The organism is Streptomyces sp. WMMB 322 (genome assembly GCF_900090145.1).
GTDB lineage: Bacteria > Actinomycetota > Actinomycetes > Streptomycetales > Streptomycetaceae > Streptomyces.
Genome location: NZ_FMHI01000023.1, coordinates 104,428 through 125,267, shown reverse-complemented (window position 1 = coordinate 125,267; position 20,840 = coordinate 104,428). Strand labels below are relative to the sequence as shown.

Annotated in this window: 11 protein-coding genes; 4 read left to right on the top strand and 7 right to left on the bottom strand. The window is 73.3% G+C overall.

What is annotated here, in order from left to right; translation table 11 throughout:
- Nucleotides 1-17 precede the first annotated feature (17 nt).
- Nucleotides 18-461 carry a roadblock/LC7 domain-containing protein gene (locus H180DRAFT_RS27185; RefSeq protein WP_055488795.1) on the bottom strand — a complete coding sequence of 148 codons (444 nt, stop codon included), beginning with the start codon at nt 459-461 and terminating at the stop codon, nt 18-20.
- A complete protein-coding gene (locus H180DRAFT_RS27180) occupies nt 458-3,169 on the bottom strand; it encodes a sensor histidine kinase (RefSeq protein ID WP_055488794.1) in 2,712 nt (903 codons plus the stop codon). Before H180DRAFT_RS27180 ends, H180DRAFT_RS27185 begins: the two co-directional genes overlap by 4 nt.
- A 237-nt stretch (nt 3,170-3,406) precedes the next feature.
- On the opposite strand from H180DRAFT_RS27180, the gene H180DRAFT_RS27175 reads away from it, so the two are divergent.
- Nucleotides 3,407-3,778, top strand: a complete 372-nt coding sequence (locus H180DRAFT_RS27175; RefSeq protein ID WP_055488793.1) for a hypothetical protein — start codon at nt 3,407-3,409, stop codon at nt 3,776-3,778.
- A gap of 129 nt (nt 3,779-3,907) precedes the next feature.
- Here H180DRAFT_RS27175 and H180DRAFT_RS27170 read toward each other — a convergent pair whose 3' ends face one another.
- From H180DRAFT_RS27170 to H180DRAFT_RS27155, 4 genes are all read right to left on the bottom strand, one after another.
- Nucleotides 3,908-8,689 (bottom strand): hypothetical protein, encoded by a 4,782-nt coding sequence (locus H180DRAFT_RS27170; protein WP_055488792.1) that lies wholly within the window; start codon nt 8,687-8,689, stop codon nt 3,908-3,910.
- 159 nt (nt 8,690-8,848) lie between these two features.
- A complete protein-coding gene (locus tag H180DRAFT_RS27165) occupies nt 8,849-9,799 on the bottom strand; it encodes a hypothetical protein (RefSeq protein ID WP_055488791.1) in 951 nt (316 codons plus the stop codon).
- 256 nt (nt 9,800-10,055) lie between these two features.
- Nucleotides 10,056-11,585 carry a hypothetical protein gene (locus H180DRAFT_RS27160; protein WP_055488790.1) on the bottom strand — a complete coding sequence of 510 codons (1,530 nt, stop codon included), beginning with the start codon at nt 11,583-11,585 and terminating at the stop codon, nt 10,056-10,058.
- A 363-nt stretch (nt 11,586-11,948) separates the two neighbouring features.
- The gene (locus H180DRAFT_RS27155) at nt 11,949-13,409 is read right to left on the bottom strand and encodes a hypothetical protein (RefSeq protein WP_055488789.1); all 1,461 of its coding nucleotides are present in this window, start codon (nt 13,407-13,409) and stop codon (nt 11,949-11,951) included.
- A gap of 314 nt (nt 13,410-13,723) precedes the next feature.
- Between H180DRAFT_RS27155 and H180DRAFT_RS27150 the strand changes: the two genes are divergently transcribed.
- Complete coding sequence (locus H180DRAFT_RS27150; RefSeq protein ID WP_055488788.1) at nt 13,724-15,208, top strand: PP2C family protein-serine/threonine phosphatase; 1,485 nt, start codon at nt 13,724-13,726, stop codon at nt 15,206-15,208.
- Nucleotides 15,209-15,454: 246 nt separating this feature from the next.
- The gene (locus tag H180DRAFT_RS27145) at nt 15,455-17,674 is read left to right on the top strand and encodes a glycoside hydrolase family 15 protein (protein WP_199822529.1); all 2,220 of its coding nucleotides are present in this window, start codon (nt 15,455-15,457) and stop codon (nt 17,672-17,674) included.
- Nucleotides 17,675-17,883: 209 nt separating this feature from the next.
- Here the strand turns inward: H180DRAFT_RS27145 and H180DRAFT_RS27140 are convergent, their stop codons facing one another.
- A complete protein-coding gene (locus tag H180DRAFT_RS27140) occupies nt 17,884-19,416 on the bottom strand; it encodes a DNA-binding protein NsdB (protein WP_055488787.1) in 1,533 nt (510 codons plus the stop codon).
- Nucleotides 19,417-19,668: 252 nt separating this feature from the next.
- Between H180DRAFT_RS27140 and H180DRAFT_RS27135 the strand changes: the two genes are divergently transcribed.
- Nucleotides 19,669-20,826 (top strand): aminoglycoside phosphotransferase family protein, encoded by a 1,158-nt coding sequence (locus H180DRAFT_RS27135; RefSeq protein ID WP_074467035.1) that lies wholly within the window; start codon nt 19,669-19,671, stop codon nt 20,824-20,826.
- Nucleotides 20,827-20,840: the final 14 nt, after the last annotated feature.

Sequence of the window (20,840 nt, the reverse complement as noted above, 5' to 3'; positions counted from 1 at the left end):
GTTCCGTTCAGATCCCGTCAGTTGCCACCGGCGTGGCTGGGCGGGCTCGACCGGGGTGCGGTGCCCAGGTGCACGCCGACCCGCTTGACCAGGAGAGTCATCTCGTAGGCGATCAGTCCGACGTCGGCGTCGGCGTCGGCGACCACGGCGAGACAACTGCCGTCGCCTGCTGCGGTGACGAAGAGGAACGCCTCCTCCAGTTCGACGACCGTCTGCCGCACACCACCCACGTCGAAGTGGCGGCCGACGCCCTTGGCGAGGCTGTGGAAGCCCGAGGCGACGGCGGCCAGGTGCTCGCCGTCCTCCCGCGTCAGGTCCTGGGACGCTCCGCGGGGCAGCCCGTCGCCGGAGAGTACGAGAGCCTTGCTGATGCTGCCGACACGCTGGACCAACTCATCGAGGAGCCAGTTGAGTTCACCGCTCCCAGAAGCGGTGTTCTCCGTGCCTTTCGGTGCGGTCATCGACCGTCCCCCTCCGGTGTCGTTCCCTGTGCTGACTCCGCCGCCTCGTCCCCCGATGCGCCGGCGTTCTGAAGGCGGCCGCGCTGCCAGCCGCGCTGGAGCGAGGCCATTCTGCTGCGTACCTCGTCCGCGTCGCGGTCCGCCAGATCCTCGGAGCGGCGGCTCTCGCCGCGCCCCGTCGTGTTTTCGGCCGAATCCTGCTTGAGCTGCGGCGCAAGGTTCGCCTGCCGGACCCTGCGGGGCAGGCCGGCGCCCGTGGCCGACGGTGCGGACGCGCCGGACTGCTCCGTACCGGCTCCCACTTCCGTGGGGCGCTCCGCACGGTCGCGGTGCGCGCGTCCCTCCGTGTGCTGCCCGGTCTCGTCCGTGCCCTGCCCGTCCTCCGGGTCCTGGCTGCCGACGGTACGCCCGTGGTCCGCGACCAGCACGGGGGTACGGGGGCGGCGCCGGGGCAGTGGTGCGAGCCCTCCCTTGCCGTCACCCTGGGGGGACTTGGGCCTCGAAGGACCGTCGGCCTCGTCCTTGGCCTGCTGGTGCTGCTCGAGGCCCGGCTTCGGCCCGCCCCGGTCGGGCGGGCCGGCGCTGTGCAAGGCGGTGGCGGCTGTGTCCGCGTCCTCCTTGCGTTTGCCGCGTCCCGGCTTCTCCTCCAACTGGCTGAGCGGAGCCTCCAGTTCGACTGCTCCGTCCAGGGCCGCACGCTGTCGCGGCGTCGGCGAGGAGCCGGCGCCCGAGGGGCCGCGGGTGAGGGCGTCGAGCCGGGTGCCGGAGACACCGTTGCCGGCCGGTGCCCGCTCGAGGCGGTCCTCGTCCTGGCCGGTGGTCTCGGTGAGGATCCGCCCGGGGACGAGGACGACGGCGGTGGTGCCGCCGTACGGCGAGGGCTGGAGCGAGACGCGTACGCCCTGGCGCTGTGCGAGCCGGGAGACCACGAACAGACCGAGGCGGTCGGTGTCGGAGAGTTCGAACTCCGGTGTCTCCGCGAGACGCAGGTTCGCCTCGAGGAGCGCGTCGGGGGCCATGCCCAGGCCACGGTCGTGGATCTCCAGGGTGTAGCCGTTCGCCACCCGTTCGCCGAGGACCTGCACCGCCGTGTGGGGCGGTGAGAAGACGGTGGCGTTCTCCAGGAGTTCGGCGATGAGGTGCGTGAGGTCGGCGACGGAGCCGCCGTCCACGGCGAGCCGCGGCAGACGCCGCACCTCGATCCGTTCGTAGTCCTCGACCTCGGCGACGGCGGCCCGCACGACGTCCATCAGCTGCACCGGCTTGCGCCACTGACGGGACGGTGCGGCACCGGAGAGGATGACCAGACCCTCCGCGTGACGGCGCATGCGGGTGGTGAGGTGGTCGAGGCGGAAGAGGTCGGCGAGTTCGTCGGAGTCCTCGGTGCGCCGCTCCATGTGGTCCAGCAGGCTCAGCTGACGGTGCAGCAGCACCTGGTTGCGGCGGGCGAGGTTCACGAACACCTCGGAGACGCCGCGGCGCATGTCGGCCTGCTTGACGGCAGCTTCGACGGCCGCACGCTGCAGGGTGTTCACCGCCTGGCCGACCTGACCGGACTCGTCCTGCGAGTACTCCAGCCTCGGCGCCTCCGTCTCGATGTCGATGGTCTCCCCCGCGGCGAGACGGCGCATGACGCTCGGCAACCGCACCCCCGCGGCCTCCTGGGCCTCCCTGCGCAGGGTGCGCAGATCCCGTACGAGGCCACGGCCGACCCGGAAGGAGATGATGACCGAGGCGACGACGGCCGCGGCACCGAGGAGACCGGCCGCGCCGGCCTGGATGAGCACCTTCGTCGCGTCGGGCTGCACGCGCCGCTCGTAGCGGTCGCGGGCCTCGAAGTTCATGCGCTCGAGGTCGGTGAGAACGGTGGAGGTCGCCGCCTGCCAGCGCTCCGCGTTGACGACTCCGTCGGTGGCCCGGCTTCCTGCCGCGATGACGGCGTCCTCGTAGCTGCGCAGTGTGCGGCCGTCGGTGCCGTTCCAGTAGGTCTCGAAGTTCTGGCGTTCCTCGGCGGGCAGTTCGGACAGCGTCGTCTGGTACGTCAGGCCCCGCTCGGCGATCCGGTCGGAGAAGGCGCGCCGGTCTCCCTTGGTCATCGTCCCGGAGGCGATCGCCGAGGCCATCAGCGCGTCCTCACGCGCAAGGTACTCACGGGCCCGCTCCAGACCGACGAGGGCGCGTCCCTGCTTGTCGAGGTCCACGTCGTCGAGGCCGCCGAGTGCGCTGAGGAAGTTGTAGCAGGGGTCGATGAGTTCGTTGTACGCCTGGAAGGCGCCGCCGCGTGTGAGCGTGTTCTCCCCGGCCTTGCGGACCTTCTCGAGGCTGTCGAGCTTGTCCAGCATCGCGTCGAGGCGCTGGTGCGCGTCGCCCGTGAGGTTCGAACGCATCCCGGGGGAACGGGCGTTGTCGCGCAGCTTCTCGATCTGGACGTCCGTGTCCTTCTGCTGCTGCTTCAGCTGGGTGAGCGCCTCGGAGCCGCGCGGGTCGGCGAGGTAGACCATGACCTGCCGACGCTCGCGCTGGAGCGCCTGCGCCGCGTCCTGCGCCGGATCGCCCACCTTGTCCACGGTGTTGACCACGTTGAGCAGCTGCTGCGCCTGCCGGCCGGTGACGTACGTGGCGAAGGCCCATATGGACACCAGAGACAGCAGCGGCACCAGCAGCAGCACCACGATCTTCCGGCGGATAGACCTCCCGCGCAAGCGCATGGCCTCCCCTAGTCAACCCCCGTCGCACGGGGGCGAGTTCCGACAGCAAACGGCGTTGAGCCTACTACTGACGCAGGACCGAGTCGTAGGTGTGTCCGAGCGGGAAAACCAGCCGTCCAGGCTGCCTCATCCTGAGATGTCCGGTGATGCCCTACACGTGTCCTTGGATTGTGGCGCAAGCCACTGACGTGGAAACGTGTGACGTGTGGGGGATATTGAGGGGGGAGTGAAAGGCTCATGTACGCGAAGCCCAGACTGCCGGATTCCGTACGTTCTGCGGCAGTGCGGGCGCTCGTGATCGTAGCGGTGACGCTTGTCCAGTTGATGGTGGCGGTGCTGTGCTCGCTCGCGCAGGTGTGGCTGGCCTTCCCCATGGTGATCTCCACCGTGGTGAGCACCGTCGTGGCGACGTGGGCGGTCCTGGATGTGTGGGTGACCCGCCAGGTGTGGCGGCAGCGTCACGGCGTGTTCTCCGAACCCAGCAGTGTGGCCCGCCGGCGGGCGGTGGAGAAGGCCAGAGAGCGGACGAGGCAGGGGGCGCACAGCGACGGCCGGGGCCGGGAACCGCGCACGCGGACAGGCGGGAGCGTGGACGGCGACCGGCGGTGAGTTCCAGCAGGCCGCAGCCCGACGGGGACTGATTCCGGACATCTTCGGCGCCGTCGGACCGTTTCCCGGACGGGGCTTCCGCGCGGCGCCGGCCCGTGGAGGAGGCCGGCGCCGGTGCTGCACGGGCGGTCACGGCTCCCGGCGCGGGCCTTCGGCCTGTGCCGGGACGCGAGGCTGCCGGCTGTCGCCGTCGGGCCGGCGGAACATGCGCGTCGCGGTGATCTCCCCCTGGACGGGCTCCTCCTCGGGGTCCTGCTGCGGCAGTCCGGGGCGCAGATGCTCCTCGACGCTGATGTACTTCAGCCCCGCCCGCAGGTCCGCGTCGTTTCGCAAGCGGATCACGAGGGGGAACTCGGCCAGGGCCGTGGTGTCGAACAGCCCCGTGGTGTACAGCAGTTGGACGCCGAGCGCGTCGGCGACGGCACGCTGCAGCTCCAGGAGATAGGTGGCGTTGGCGCGGCCGATGGGGTTGTCGAGGAACAGCGTCCCGGCGTGCCGGTTCCTCTCGTGGCCGCGGTCGTTGCCGCGCAGGGCCGCCATGGTGCAGTAGAGCGCGATGGCGGCCGTCAGCAGCTGACCGCCGGAGAAGACGTCTCCCATCTGGCCGACCGGCACCCGCTCCGCGCGCAGCACCGCGTCCGGCTTGAGGATCTCGACGGACACCCCGCGCGGCTCCAGGGCGGCGTGAACTCCGCGCAGCAGCAGGGACATTCCGTCCCGCCGCAGGTCGGAGTTCTTCGCAACGGCGGTACGGGTCGCCTCGTCGATGACGTCGCCGAGCCGCTCGGAGAGAACGGCCTGGTCGGGGTCGTCGAAGCGGATGCGCAGGAACTCCTGGCCCGACCACTCCCCCAGCCCCTCCGGCAGCCGGGAGAGGCGCTGGGCGGAGCGCAGCGTCGCAAGTGACGACTCCACGAGGCCGCGCAGCCGGTCGACGATGCTGTCGCGGTTGCGCTCCAGCTGCTCCAGTTCGTCACCGAGCACGCGCAGCCGCGGGGCGAAGGCCTCGGCCCAGGCGGAGGCGTGGTCGGGGAGCGCGGAGGCGGGCAGTTCGCGGATCTGCTGCCGGGCCGGCGTGCGGACCTGCTCGTACCGTGAGGAGTTGGCGTGCCGCACGAGCACGTCGGACGCCTCACGCACCGCCTGCTCGGCGGCCGACAGGTCGGCGGCACAGCCGCGCAGGGAGCGGCGCGCCTCTGCGGCGGCCTGGCGTGCCTCGGCGGGTGAGCCGGGGAAGGGCTCGGGGGTCTCGCCGGTCTCCGCGGCCTGCTGCGGGTCGCGGAGCAGGTCGCGCAGGAGTGCCGCGGTCTCGTCGAATCCGTCCGCGGCCTCCTGGGCGGCACGGTGCGCCCGCACGAGAGCAGCGTGCGCACTGCGGGCCTCGTCCAACTCGTCGCTGTGCGCAGCCAGTTCGGCGTTGGCGGTGCGCAGCAGGTGCTGGGCCTCCTCGACGTCCGCGGGCTCCGTGCCCGCGGGGAGATCCGTGTGGCACCCGCCGTGCTCCGGGGCCAGCCGCTCCGCCTCGCCGCGCAGCCTGCCCAGTTGTTCGCTCGCGGCAGCGGCCCGGGACTCCAGCATCTGCACCCGTGCCTCGGCGCGTGCCGCCGCGGCCTGGCGGGCGGGGCCGTCCGCACCGTCCGGGCCGTCCAGGTGTTGCGCGGCGCGGGTGCGCACCTTGTTGGTCAGCCGGTCCAGAGCGGCTCGGGCCGCGGATTCGTCGCTCTCCGCGTGGGCCTGCTCGGCGCGCAGGTCGGCGCCGACGCCGACCTTGTCGTACAGGCTGGAGGCCGACCTGTAGGCCTCGCGCAGTGCGGGCAGCGACGTGCCGTCGGGCGGCTGGAGGGTTTCGTCGATGTCGTCGGGGACGCCGGCGATCTGGGCCCGCTCGGCCCGCAACGCGCGTGCGGTGCGCCGGGCGTCGTCGGCGGCGCGCTGTGCGGCACGCCTGTCCTCGTCGCCGGCGCGTGCACGTGCCAGGCAGGTCTCCGCGCGTTCCTCCGCCTCCGCCGTCTCGTCGGCCAGGGCGCGCAGCCGGCTCAGGCGTCCGCCCCGCTCGCGCAGCCGCGAGGCGAGGCCCGCGAGAGCGTCGGCCCGGCGGCGTGCCTGCTGCGCCTGCTCCTGCCGCTCGTCGCGGACGCGCGCCGCGTCTGCGGCGGCCTCCTCCGCCTCCTCGTGCGCGGCCCGTGCGTGCGTGAGGTGTTCCCGGGCGTCCGCCGCCGCGTTGCGGGCCCCGTCCGCGGCCGCGGCCAGTTCCGCGAGGCGCCCGGGAGGGCATCCGGTGCGCCAGGAGGCGAGGCGGGCGGCGAGCGTGCGGTCCCGGGAGAGCCGGGCGGCGACGGCGCGGATCTCCTCGTCGCGGGCGAGTGCCCTGGTGCGCAGCTGGCGGCGCTCCTCGTCGGCGGCGTGCTCGTCGTGCATCGCCGGGTTCGGCGGGACGAGGAAGACGTCGTCGCGGCGCGCGGCGGAGCCGTCCCGGGGAACGGGCGCCAGCAGGGCCGCGGCCGTGCCCACGGCCACCGCGGAGCGCGGCAGCAACGCCGCGCCGGCGAGGACCTCCTGGGCCCGTGCGTGGCTGGCCGGGTCGGTGATGACGACGCCGTCGACGAGCTCCGGACGGGCGGCGAGCACGTCTGCGTGGTCGGCGGCGGCGACCGCCTGGGCGAGGTAGCGCCAGCCCGGCAGGGCCGGGATGCCGTGCTCGCCGAGGAATTCGACAGTCGCGGTGACATCCGGCGCGGGAGGCAGCAGGCCCCCGTCGCCGAGTGCGCCGAGCATGCGCGAGTCCTCGGCCGCGGCGGTCCGCAGCTCGAACAGCTGCCGTTCGCAGGCCGCGACGGCGTCGTCGAGCAGCTCCGTCAGCGACTCGCCCCCTGCGTCCAGCTCCTCGGCGGTCAGAGCGCCTGCGGTGCCGGGCACGCAGGCCCCCTCACCCTCCGGGGAGGGGCCCGCTGCCGCCGTCTCCTCACCGGCACTGCGCGGGGAGGGCACGGCGGGCGGTACGGGGTCCCCGTCGGAGCGCGCGCCCGGAGCGGCCTGCGTGCCGGCGTGCGTGGCGGCGTGCGGGAGGCCGAGGAGCTCGGCGAGGCGTTCCTCCGTGCCCAGGGCCTCGGCCACGCGCCGTTCCGCGGTGTGGGCCGCGGACGCCGCTTCCGCTGCGTCCTCGGCGCGGGCGGCGGCGAGTTCCGCGCGGGAGAGCCCCGCACCCGTCTCCTGGGCGCGCTCGGCGGCGCGGCGTGCGGCCTCGCGTGACTCCTCCCAGGCGGCGGTGAGGCTCTGCGCGGCGTCCTCGGCGGCCAGTGCGGCGGCGGCAGGGTCCGCCTCGCCGTCGCCCTCCTCGCCCGCATCGAGCCAGCCGGCGCGCACGGCCTCCTGGGTCTCCTGCTCCACCTCGGCGAGGCGCTGGCGCAGGTGGCCGGTCTCGCTGCGGGCGCGCTGGGCCTCGGTTGCAGCCGCCGTCGCGTCGCTGTGTGCGGCCTCCGAGGCGGCCTGGAGCCGTGCCGAGCGTTCCTCCTCCTCGGCGGCGGTGCACTCCGCCCTCTCCGCGGCGGCGTGAAGGGCCCTGACGAGACCGGCGGCGGCCGTGGCGCGGGCCGCGAGGGCGGGTGCCGCGTCCCGCTCGGCCTCGCGGATCGCGTCGGAGAGGCGGGCGGCGCGGTCGGCGGCGGTGCGGTGGGCCAGCACCGTCTCGGCGGCCTGCCAGGCCGAGTGCGCGGTTCGGGCCTCGCTGAGTTCGCGGCGCTGTGCCGAGGCGGCCTTCTCCGCGCTCTCCAGCGCAAACGAGGCGTGTCTGTAGGCGAGTTCGGCAGCGACGAGGGACGAGCGGGCGTGCGTGTCGGCGGCGCGGGTGACGCTCTCCTCCGCCTCGGCGACCTGGCCGGCGAGTCCGGTGCCGCGGCTGCGCTCCGCGCTGCCGCGTGCCGCGAGGCGGTGCACCAGGGTCCGGGCGCGGACTTCGGCGGCGGCGTGGATGTCGCGGGCCCGCCGGCGCTGCTCCGCGGATTCCGCGATGCGGCGCAGCAGGTCCAGGGAGCCGGCGGTGAAGTCGCGTTCGGCGGTGAGTTCGCTGCGGCGGCCGAGCTTGTGGGCGAACCCGTGGACCAGGTCCGCGAGTCCGTCGGTGTCGCGGGTGTCGGTGACGGCGCGCAGCAGCAGGTCGGTGAAGTCCGAGTCGTTCTTGACGGCGAAGAGCCCCGCGGCTTCTCCCTCGTCCGCGTTCATCTCCCGCTGGTAGCGGAAGAGTTCGGGGTCGAGACCGAGAGAGGTGAGGCGCTCCGTCCAGCGTTCGTGCACCTCTTCCCAGGTGACGTCGAGGTTCGGGTAGGCCTTTCCCGTCTCGGTCAGCACGTCGCGGAAGCCCTTCATGGTGCGGCGCCGTCCCCGTGCCGACGAGGTGCCCTCGGACGGCGGCCGCAGCGCGGCGGACTCGGAGACGGGCAGCGAGTCCAGGCTCATCCCCGGGCCGGGCCGGAAGGAGTACCACGCCTCGGCGAACCTCCGCGGGTCGCTGGAGACCTGCCGGCCGCGCCATTCGCTGACCTTGCCGACGACGACGGTCTCGCCCGTCCGCGTGTGCTGCCACTCCAGTGCCACGTGCCCGCAGTCGTCGGCGAGGAGGAACTTGCGCAGCACGCCGGAACTCGCGCCGCCGAGCGTGTTGCGGTGGCCCGGCAGCATCACGGAGAAGATGAGTTTGAGCAGGACGGACTTGCCTCCGCCGTTCTCCAGGAAGAGCACTCCCGCGGGGGCGGGGCGGCGGGGCGGACCGCCCGGTTCCTCCTCGAAGAAGTCGGCCTGGGCCGGGGCGGGGCTGGGCACCGGGCCGCCCACTCCGCGCAGGTCCAGCACGGTGTCGGCATAGCGCGCACCGGCGGGACCGATGGAGTAGAGACGGATCCGGGACAGCTCGTACATGGTGGCGGGCTCTCGTGGTCGTGGTGTTCGGCGGGTCTCGCGCGGCGCTCCGCGGCGCGCGGTTCGCACGGAGGGACGGGCAGGGGGCACGGGCAACGGCCGGGCCCTCGGTGCGGCAGGCCGGGAGACGGGCGGGCGGGGGAAGCCGGCCGGGCCGGGTCAGGTGTGGAAGGGAAGGGCTGCCTCCCCCTCGATCCCCGGCTCCTCCGCGTCCGCGGCCGGAAGGAGCGTGGCACTTCCGTCGCTGACGGGGACGACCCCCAGCTCCAGCAGTTCGGACATGGCGGCGCTGCCCGCCATGTCGCGGACCTGGAGCTGATAGCGCGGCGTGGTGCGGAAGGTGCCTCCGGCCTCGTCGCTCGTGCGCTGAAGGAATCCCGAGTCGACGAGGAAGGCGACGGCCTTGCCGATGATGCCGGTCGTCGAACCGGCAAGCCTGCGGGCGTCCTTGGTGGCGCCTGTGGTGCTGCGTCGTGCGTAGACCCGCCAGGCGGCCTCGAGGCCGGGGGCGTCGGCGGCCGGGTCCGGGTTCTCTCCCCGCTCCTCCGCGCGTTCGGCGAGCCGGCGGCAGGCCTGCCGTACGAAGGAGTCCACCCCGTTGACCGAGATGCGGCCGATGTAGGCGTCGTCGGCCAGGTCTTCGGGACGGGGAAAGGCCATGGCGGCGACGGCCAGATGAGCCAGCCCGTGCAGGAAACGGTCGGCGGAGTCCGCTGCTGCACGGCGCGAGTAGTCGCCCATGCGCACGGCGAAGGCCGACTCCTCACCGGCGGCGAGAGCCATTCCCGCCCTGCTGGAGACCTCCAGGACGACGAGGCCCAGCCCGGTCGCCACGGCGTCGGCGAGGCGGGCGAAGGCGGGTTCGTCGCGGTAGCGCCGCAGCAGCCCGGCGTATTCGGCGTCACGGGCGGGGAGCAGCTTGGGGTGCAGCCCGAAGGAGACAAGGCGCGCGGCGTCGGCCGTGTCGGCGGGAGTGACGGCGGCGTGCGAGCCGCCGGCCGGAGCGGCCGCGTCGGCCGGCGCGGGCTCCGGGGCGGGGAAAGAGGCGGCGGCGTAAGAGGCGGAGGTGCCGGATGCCGGACCGGGGCTCTCGTCGTGGTGTTCGGTCACTGGTGCGTCACTCCTGCGCATGGGTCGGATGCGGGGCACTGATGCAGACCACGGATGCCGGCGAGGGGCGGTGGGGAAGAGACGGGCAGAGGGGAGCGCATCCGCTGCCCGGAGTTGCGCCCCGGGGTCGGTCGGCCCGGACCGCGCCGCCGTTCACGGACCGGCGGAGCGGCACCCGGCTGTTGTCCCGGTTCCGCCGAGCCCCTGCCCGTTGCGGGTGTCTGCGGCCCCGTCCCGTGGACAGGTCCGAGGTGCCTCACGCCGCCCCCTCGCGGCTCTCGCGGACGTCCCGGCCGGACGCCGCCCCCGCTGCGTCCAACTCGGCCGTGCCGACGATCAGATCCGCTCCGCCGAACTCCTCGTCGTTCAGCTCCTCACCGTCGTCCACGGCGAAGAGGAGCCTGCGCTCGCCCTGCCGGCAGGCCGTGCCCACGGGCGGACTCGCGGCGTGGACGGCCAGGAGTGCGACCAGATAGGGCAGTTCGGGATCGAGGCGCCTGGCGTCCGCCAGCAGCCCCGAGAGTCTGCGTGGCGCGTCGGCGGGCAGGTCCAGCAGTGCCGTCGCCGACTCCAGCTGCGCCTCGCTGAACCTGCTGTCGTCGGGGGTGGCGATCAGGTCGGGCTCCGGCATCTCGGCGCCGAGGTGTTCGCGGGGTGCCGGAGGCGTCAGCAGCATCTCCGTCAGGTCGCCGAGGCGCACTGCGCCGGGGGTGCGCATCCCCACGCCGCCGGCGAAGAAGGCGTCCGTGACGGCACCGGCGCGCTCCACGGCCAACGGCAGCAGCGGCGCGAGCAGTTGGCCGTACAGGTCCAGCCCGGCCCGGGCGGCGGGAGGTGCGAAGGCCTGCCTGTCCTGCTCCGCACGGAAGAGCGGCCCGGCCGCCAGCAGCCGCGACTGGAGCTGGGTGTGCCGGCGGATGCAGTCCTTGACGATGTCGACGAGCTCGGCGGCACGGCGCTTGTGGTCGGGGCCGCGTTCCGACGCCGCCTCGTCGCGCGCGCGGCGGATGTTGGTGAGGATCGCGTTCTCATGGCGGTAGCGCTCGGCGACGTGCTCCAGGGCCTCGTCGATCATGTCGGGGACGGTGCGCAGCCAGTCGACCGCGCGCACGTTGCGACGGGTGGCCTCCAGGGTGCGGCGCAGCGTCTCGGCGTACTGCACGGTGCGGTAGCGGGCCTGTTCGGCCGCGAGCTGGGCGTCTGCGAGGCGGCCGCGGCTGATGAGGACCTCCAGCTTCACCTCGGCGGCGATCTGGGCGCTGGTGACGTCCGTGTCGAGGGCCCCCACAAGGACGTTGACCGCCTCGTCGGTGGTGCGCAGGTACACGCTGCCGCCCGGGCCGGGGACCTCCTCGATGAGCTTGAAGTCGTAGTCCCGGCGCACATAGGAGCCCTCCGGCCCGAACGTGCCGTACACGGCGCGGAATCCGCGGTCGACGCTGCCGACGTTCAGCAGGTTCTCCAGCACCCACCGGGCGACGCGCTCGTGCTCGGCCGCGGGACGCCCGGGAGCCTGCGCGGAGATGCGGGGCATCAGCCTCGTCACGACGTCCTCGTGGTCGGCGCCCGTGTCGAAGTCCATCTGGAGGGTGACGAGGTCGATGGCGCTGAGCGCCACCTCCGCCATCGCGTAAATGCTGTACTCCCCCGCGAGGTTGGCCTTGCGGACGTCGAGGTCGTGCAGCGGCGCCGTGCACGCCAGGGCGCGGAGCCGGCGCGCCAGCCCTTCGTCGGCGGCGGGGCCGGGGGCCGGGGACGGCAGGATCGGCGGGGCGTGCTCAGTCACGGCAGACACACTATGCGGTCACTGTGACAACGCCCGGATCACCCCTTGATGTCGGTTACGTCACCAGCGTGCGGCGCGATCCTGCGCGCCCCATGGGGAAGTTCACGCGGAGTCGTTCGCACGGACCGGGACCGTGCCGGAAGGGCGTGCTGACGTCCGTGTGGCCGACGGGCAGGTGCCTCACCGTCGGGTGCACGCACCGCCGTTGGCCCGAAGCACCGTCACCGGATCACCATCACCCGAAGCACTGTCACGCAAGGCATGGTCGCGGTCGCCCCGAACCTGCGCCGCGGAAACGCCCGTTGCCCGCAACGGCACCGGCCGGCGGCCACCACACGCGTGCACGGCGCCGTCAACTGCCCGTCAGCGCCCGGACTCCGGACTGAGCCTGCCGCGCACCGCGCTCTGCACACCGGCCTCCTCCGCGGGATCGGAGGCGAGCCTGCGCAGCCTCTCGACGACCCGTTCGTCCCCCGTCGCCGCGAACTCCGCGGCCAGGGCCCTCGTGGTCTCCTCGCAGTCCCACAGGCACTCCACGGCGAAGCCCGCCGGGAACGAGGGGTCGGTCAGGGCGAGCGCCCCGGCCGCGCGGCCCCGCAGCTGGGAGGAGGCCGTCTCCCGGTAGATGTGCCGAAGGACGGGGGCGGCCGAGGCGACGCCGAGCCGACCGGCGCCGTCCACCAGCGGCCACAGCGCGTCGCTGTCCGGGCCGTCGTTGCGCACGGTGCGGCGCAGGGCTCTCAGCACCGCGCCGGCGTCCTGGGCACCGCCGCAGCAGGCGAGCATCTCGGCGGCCGCGGTCGTGAGGCGTTCGGGCAGCGACCCCTCGGGGGCGGCGGCCCATTTCCGTGCCCGCACGACGGCCGCCGTGCTGCGCATCCGCGCGAACGCGGCCAGCGCGGCCCCGGCGACGCTCTCGCACGTATCGGCGGCGGCCTCCTCGATGAGGTCGAGAGCCTCCGGGTCACCGCGGTCGGCGAGGTGCCGGAGCGCGGCGGCGCGGGCGGCATCGCGCTGACCGGCGGCGGCGGCGAGCAGCTCCTCGCGGTCCAGCGGACCCGCGACGGCGGACAGGCACCGCGCGGCGGCCGCCTCGCGGTGGACGGGGGGATGCTGCTCGCATCCCTCCTGCGCCCAGTCCAGGACCTCGCGCACGCTCCACCCGGGGCGGGGGCCCTGACTCTGCAGCTGACGCTGCCAGCGGTCGAAGCACCCCTGTTCCGCGACCCGCCGCAGCCGCTCCGCCTGGCCGGGACGGGAGGGGTCCTCGGCCCACAGCCGCCAGGGCCTGGGCTCGAAGGCGTCCTTGGCCGCCGCGGCCAGGTCGGCGTCGCCCTGCTCCGTCTCCGGGAAGCGGGCGAGGACGGCGGGGCCCAGCAGGCGCAGCCCGGCGTCCTCGTCCCGTACGGCCAGCTCGTCCAGGGCCCACTGCCAGTTGGCGCCCGAGGCGGCGTATCTGCGCAGGAGTTCCGTCGCGGCGTCGTCGTCGTAGGAGGCGAGGTGGCCGAGCACGGACAGGGCCAGCCCGGTGCGTGCCTCGCAGTCACCCGCGGGCGGGAGTTCGTCCTCGGGCGCGAAGAGGTGTTCTCCGATGTAGTCGACGGAGGCGTCCAGCTCCATGTGGAGCCGGGCGTAGTAGAGCGAGCGGTGTTCGATCTGCCAGTCCCGCCGGGGATCATGGAGCACGCACTGCCTCAGCGCGGTGAGCGCTTCGGCGCGGGGCGCAGCCAGAGCGTGCAGCGTGCCGTCGCCGCGCCCCCTCTGGAGGAGGCCGAGCAGCGTACCGCTGGGCGCTATGCCTGAATCGACGGAATCGGCGAACATAAGGGTCAGCATCCGGTGCGGGGTCTTCGACTGGCAACGGGATTTCCGTTGACCAGCATCCTTGCCCCTGCGAGCCGTTCTACTCCTGGCCGGGGGCGGAGGGAGAAGCGGAATGGGGACCGCTCCGTCCCGTACGGGCCGTGAGCCTACCGGCACCCTCCGCGTGACCCGGCCCCGCACGCATCCCGGACCGTAGGGCCCGGCGACATATGTCCGCAGCACCACCGGATCGGGTATCGCGAAATCACTTACGGCCGGTCGCAGCCTGTGCAACAGTCGTAACCGAGCCCTCACTTCCCGTATCGGAGACCTCGATGCCCTCCCACGTCGATGCGGACCGTCCGGCCCAGCCGCCCGAACGCGGAGTGCTGGACGCCCTCATCCGGCAGGCCCGGCATCTGCGCGGCGGCATCGACGCCGTGCGGCCCCGCGCGGAGGAGGAGGACGCCGAGGGGGTGGAGGACCCGGCACGGCGCTGGCAGCGCGCCCTGTGCGATCTCGCGGCCCACCAGCTGGACGACCTCGGCGAACATCTCGGCCGGCTCCGTGCGGGCGCACCTTCCCCGCCGGAACCGGACGGGGCCGGCCCCGGCGGAGCCGCACCCGCCCCTGGCGGGCCCTCCGCGCTGACGAGCCGGGTGGGAAGCGCGGAGTGGAACCTGCTGACCGACGAGGTGTCCTGGTCGGAGGAGCTGTACGGCATCTTCGGCCGCGGGCCGGAGGACGGCCCGCTCTCCCTGGACGAACTGCCCTCGTGGGTGCTCCCCGACGACCAGCCCCTGCTCGCTGCCGCCGTGACCGACTGCCTGGTCGACGGCAGGCCGATCGACCGGGAGTTCCGGATCATGCGTCCGGACGGTGCCGTGCGCACCCTCCACCTGCTGGGGGAACCCGTGCTCGACGGCCAGGGCGGCACCGCCGCCATGTGGGCCGTGCTCCGGGACGTCAGCGAGTTGCGCCGCAGCGAACTCGCCGTGCGCGAGATCCATGAGACCGTGCGGCGCGAACGTCACGCGGCCCGTGCCGAGCACAGGCTCGCGGTGGAGCTGCAGGAGACGGTGCTCCCCCCGTGGCGCGGCTCGCGGCGCATCCCGCACGGCGGTCCCGGCCACGCCCGTGACGCCGGCGCCGGTCCCGCACTCGACATCGCCTCGCACTACCTGCCCTCCACGACGAGCGCCATGATCGGCGGCGACTGGTACGACGCGCTGGAGCTGCCCGACGGCGCCATCCTCCTGTCCGCCGGGGAGCTTACGGGTCACGGAGTCGCGGCCGCCTCCGGCATGGCGATGCTGCTGGGCGCGGTCCGGGGCATGGCTTTCGCGGGGGTGGGGCCGGGCCCGCTGATGGGGCATCTGAACCAGCTGCTGGAGACCTCGGCGCAGCCGGCTCTGGGCAGCGCGGTGTGCTGCCGGTACGAGCCCCGCGACCGCACCCTCACCTTGTCGCAGGCCGGGCACCCCTCGCCCGTCGTCTTCCGGGGCGGCACGGGCAGGGTGCTGCGCCCGCCCCGGGGTGTGCTGCTCGGTGCGGCCTCGGGCACCGCGTACGGACAGAGCACCGAAGTGCTGGAGCCCGGCGACGTGTTGGTGCTGCACACGGACGGACTCGCCCCGCGCGAGGGGCGGATGAACGCCACCGACACGCAACGCGGCGCGCCCGGACGGCTGCTGGACCTCGCCGGCCGTTTCGCCTCGGCGGGATGCGCGCAGGAGTGCCTGCGCACGGTGATCGAGGAGTTCGGCGACCGGGACCGCACGGACGACGCCTGCGTCCTGGTCGCCCGCGTGACCGGCTGACCCAACTGCCCTTGCTCCCGGCCTCGTTGTGGGGTACGGAGCCGGGCCCGCATGCCTGACGGCACGGAAGAAAACACTCGTGAGCGTTCATTTCTTGGAGTCACATCACGCTCTCTTGACGTCGTCGTCTTCCGCGACGAGGCTTTCGCTCACCCGAGACGTGGCCGCCCGACCAAACGGCTTCACGTGGTGAACTCACAGAGGGCGCCCGTCGATCGCCCCGTTCTCTCCTCGACTGGAGGATGTGTGCGTAGCAATTCCCGTCGGAACTTCCTGCGAGCAGCGCTGGTCGGCGCGTCGGCCATCGCGGCGCCCGTCCCGCTGGCCGGCGTCGCCCGGGCCGGGACCGGGGGCGCAGGAGCCGCCGCCGACCCCTCGGGGGAGGCACCCGGGCGACCGGGAACGAGCGCCGCGTTCGTACCCGCGGACAAGACCGGCTTCGGAACCTCCCGTACGAAGGAGAGCCCCGTCTGGTTCACCCTGCAGGGCGGCAGGATGAGCGAGACGTACTATCCGGACCTCAGCACCCCCGCCAGCCGGCAGACGCAGCTGGTGATCACCGACGGGAAGACGTTCGCCGAACGCCTCAGCGACGGCGAGACCCGCACCGAACTCTGCGGGAACGGCGGGGCACCGGGCTACCGGCTCACCAGCAGGGGCACCGGCTGGCGCGCGGTCACGCGGTACGTCACCGACCCGGAGCGCGCAAGCGTGCTCATCGACGTCGAAGTGCTCTCGGAGACGGGCGCTCCCCTGCAGATCTTCGTCCTGCACGACCCGTCGCTGTCCGGAGAGGGCAACGACGACAGTGCCTTCCCGCAGGGCGGGGCGCTGGTGGCGGAGGACGAGCACGCGGCGAGCGCGCTGGTCGCCCAGGACGGATTCGCCGAATCCACCGTCGGCTACCTCGACGTGAACGACGGCTGGACCCAGCTCTCCGGGAACAACGGACGCCTGAAGCACCGCTACGCCACGGCCGGCCCCGGCAACGTCGTGCAGCTCGGCCGGCTCCGGATGGACGGGCGCGCCCGGACCCGTCAGACGGTCGTGCTCGGCTTCGGCGAGCAGGCCGCGGACGCCGTGCGCACGGCGAAGCGGTCGCTGCGGCGGGGCTTCGAGGCGGCCGAGGGCGCGTACGAGCGCGGCTGGCTCGCCTATCTCGCGGGTCTGCCGAAGGCCCCCGGATGCCTGCGCTCGCCCTCCGACCGGTCGCTGTACACGGCGTCGGTCGTGACGCTCGCTGCCGGCGAGGACAAGCGCAACCCGGGGGCCTTCATAGCCTCCCCGTCGATGCCGTGGGCGTTCGGCACCGACCGCAACATCGCGCCCGAGACCGGTTCGTACCACCTGGTGTGGGCCCGCGATCTCTACCACATCGGGACGGGGCTGCTCGCGGCCGGCGACCGCGACGCGGCGGACCGGGCGATGGACCATCTGCTGCGCACTCAGATGCCCGACGGGCACTGGTCGCAGAACCACAAGGTCGACGGCACACCGTTCTGGACGAACATCCAGCTCGACGAGACCTCGGCCCCCCTGCTGCTCGCCTGGGTACTCGACCGCCACGACGAGAAGACCCTGCGGCACCTGCGCCGCGGCGCCGACTTCATCCTGGAGTTCAAGAGCGAGGAAGGCCACAGGGCCCCCTTCACTCCTCAGGAGCGCTGGGAGGAGCAGAGCGGCTACTCGCCCTCCACCATCGCCTCCGCGATCGCGGCGCTGGTGTGCCTCGCGGATCTGATGCAGCGCGGCGGACAGGCCGCGGACGCCGCCAAGTACCTCGCGGCCGCGGACAAGTGGCGGGAGTCGCTCGACGGCTGGACGGTGAGCACCAACGGCCCGCACTCCTCCGAGCCGTACTACCTGCGGCTGACCAAGGACGGCAAGCCGAACGCGGGCACGGCGTACGAGCTCGGCAACAACAACGAGGGCAGGGCCGACCAGCGCAGCGTCGTCGACGCGGGCTTCCTGGAGCTCGTGCGGCTGGGCGTCAAGCCCGCCGACGACCCGGTGATCCGCAACTCTCTCGAGGTGGTGGACCGCGAACTCGCCGTGGACACCCCCTCCGGCCGCCACTGGCACCGCTACAGCGGCGACGGCTACGGCGAGCAGCCCGACGGCGAGCCCTGGACCGTCGACCGTCCCGAGGTGAAGACCACCTACGGCCGTCTCTGGCCGATCTTCTCCGGTGAGCGCGGGGAGTACGAACTCCTCCGCGGCGACCGGCAGTCGGCCGGGAGGCGGCTGCGCGACATCGCCGCCACGGCCGGCGAGACCCTGATGCTGCCCGAGCAGGTCTGGGACGACCGGCCCCCGGTGCCGGAGGTTCAGTCGGGCAAGGGCACGGCGTCGGCCACGCCGCTCGCGTGGACGCATGCGCAGTACCTGCGCCTGGCGTGGTCACTGGAACGCGGAACGCCTGTGGAGTACCCGACGGTTGTCGCGGAGCGCTATCTGCACCGCTGACACGGACTGCACGGCTGACACGGAAGACCACCCTGCCGGAAGCGTGGCCCGCCGGTGCCACGGGACGCCGCCACGGCTTGCCGGCGCCGCCGGCCTCCGCGCGACTGCCGGCGCGGGCCGCCGCCCTCAGCGGCGGTGGCCCGGCCGCACCGGCCCGGGGAACCGCCGCGATTCCCGACCGGCCCGGCCTGCACGGGGATTGCTGACGCTCACACCGAGCGCAGCCCTCTGCTCCCGGGCAGCCGGACCGGCTTGGGCTCGCCCGAGAGCGGGGGCGTCCTGGGCTGCTTGGGCAGCACGTGCCGGATCTCCTCCCGCAGGTCGTCGACAAGACCGTGGCCCGCGTACTGACCTGTGAGCCGGTACATCTCACGCAGTCTGTCCCACGTGCGGTGCGAAGAGTTCTCACCGATGCTGACGACGGCCAGGCGCGCGTAACGGTCGGCCTGTTCGGGCTCGTCGGCGATGAAGCAGGCCGAGGCGAGCGAGATCCAGTCGAAGATCTTCGAGCGCTGCCGCCCGTCGGCTCGCAGTTCGAGGGCGCGCATGGCGTGCGCCTCCGCCGCACCGGCCGCGGACGGATCGTGCTCGGCCAGCGTCCGGAACGCCAGCGCCTGCATGCCGTGCAGATCGGCCTCGTCGAACATCTGCATCCAACTGGGCGGCGGCACATCGCCCTTGTCGGAGGCGAACAGCTCCTCGGCCTCCCCCAGGGTGCGCCGCATCTCCTGCCCGTGGCCCATCGACGCCTGTGCCCACGCCTCGATGGTGTGCAGCATCGCCCGCGTACGCGGCAGCGTCTCCTCCCCCGAGCCGGACCGGGCCAGCTTCATCAGGTCGAGCGCATCGTCCGGCCTGCCCAGGTGCACCATCTGCCGCGCGGCACGCGAGAGCGCCTCGCCGGCGCGCGGCCGGTCGCCCCCCTCGCGCGCCGCATGCGCGGCGATGACGAAGTACTTCTGCGCCGTGGGCTCCAGGCCGACGTCGTGCGACATCCATCCGGCGAGCACCGCGAGGTTCGCCGCCACGCCCCACAACCGCCGCTGAAGACGCTCGGGGTGGTGGTAGGAGAGCATGCCGCCCACCTCGTTGAGCTGGCCGACGACCGCCTTGCGCTGCAGTCCGCCGCCCCGTGCGGCGTCCCAGGCGCGGAAGACCTCGACGGAGTGCTCCAGCGCCTCGATCTCCTGCGATCCCACGGGAGCCGCGTCGTACCTGTCGATGGCTGCCTGGTCCGCATGGCGGGCCGGACCCGGGAAGCCGGACTGCGCAACGCCCGCGGCGGAGCCCGGGGCGCCGCGGAGCCAGTCGTACATGGCACTGCTGAGTGCCGATCCTGCGGTGAGCGCGGCGCCCGCGCCCACCAAGCCGCGTCGGTTGAGCATGAGGTCCATTCCCGTGAATTCGGTGAGGACCTCGGCCGTCCGCTCGGGTGCCCACGGCACTCCGTCCAGTCCGGACTGCTGCCGTCTGGCCGACTGGCCCGGCCTGCTGAACCCGAGGTCCTCGATGGTCACGACACGGCCGAGTCGCTCGGTGAAAAGAGCCGCCAGCACCTTCGGCACCGGATCGCGCGGGGTCTCCCCCATGTCGATCCAACGCCGCACCCGCGAGGTGTCGGTCGACAGCTGAGCGTGGCCCATGGCCACCGACTGCCGGTTCACCAGCCGCGCGAGTTCGCCCTTGGACCATCCGGCGAGGCCGAACAGGTCCGCGAGACGGGTGTTGGGTCCCTTTGTCACGTCAAGCCCCCAGGTTCTCGGCTGAGTTGACAGTAACTTCCGCTCAACTGCCCTGCGACCATTCGCCAGGGTTCGCCAGGGTCCGCCAGATGGTGTGCCACCCGCGCGCCGTTGTCCTGTAGAAACGCGCCACCCCGGTCCCGTCCGGACGACCAGCAACACGGCAAGGCATTCCCCAGGGTGCCGGGCCGCCGTCCGGGCGGGCCCGGACGGGCGCGCGACCCGTCGGCGTACGAAGGGACCCTGCTCACCATGCATCCAGCGACGTCCGCCGTGTCCGCACCGCTCCGGCCGTTCGGCATGCCACCTCACGGTGGCGGATCTCCCGTGATTCCCTCCGCGGCGCGGCCGTCCGCCCCGGGGAGCGGCGCCGTGCGGACGCGGCAGCCGGCCGGCGCCGGATCTCAATCCGTCAGCGGGAGACTGGACTTGTCCGGCCCGAACGGTACGCAGCTGCGTGCGGCCATCGCCTCCGTCCACCGGATCTGCCCCGAGTTCCACCCGGTGCAGGTACTGCGCCGGGTCGGCCGGTCCGTCCTGGTCTCGGGCACGGCCGGGCGCAACGCCGTCGTCGCCAAGTGCCTGGTGGACAAGGCGGAGACGTCCGTCGAACGCTTCCGGCACGAAATAGCGGCCTACCGGGCCTTCGTGCGGCACCGGCCCCCGGTGCGGGCGCCGAGGCTTGTGGCGGCGGATCCCGAAGAGTGCGTGCTGGTGATCGAGCGCATGCCGGGCCGGGTGGCGGCGTTGCGGCGTCACCTGCTGGACACGCCGCCGCGCGCGGACCTGCGCGCCGCGCTCGGCGCGCTGTGCAAGCTCAACCTCTGGCAGCCGCCGGCATCGGCGTTCAGCCGCCCGATCGACTACCCGTCACGGCTCGCCCGCTGCCACGCACAGGGCCTGTTGACGGACCGTGACCTCGGGGATCTGCAGACGCTGCTGCACGGGGCCGTCCAGGGACACGGCACCGGCGGTGTCCCGCCGTGGCAGTTCTGCCACGGTGACGCCCTGCTGACCAACGTGCTCCTCGCCCCGCCGGGTCCCGCCTTCGTCGACTGGGAGCACGCGGGCTGGTACCTGCCGGGCTACGACCTGGCAACGCTGTGGGTGGTGCTCGGTGACGCACCGATGGCCCGCCGGCACATCAGCCAGGTCGCCCAGGCTCAGGGCACGGCCGCGAGGGACGCCTTCCTGGTGAATCTGATGCTCGTGCTGACGCGCGAGATCCGTGCGTACGAGTCGGCCGTCCAGCGCACCATGCGCGGTCCCGCCCCGGCCGCCGGGCCTGCGGGCCAGGAACGCCCCGGTGCCATGGCGACCGGCGAGCAGCAACGACTGCTGCTGCGGCGGCTGCACGACGACTGCGGTCTCGTCAGGGGTGCGGTGCGTGCGGCGGTGGGCACGCGGTAGAACCTGCCGGCGAG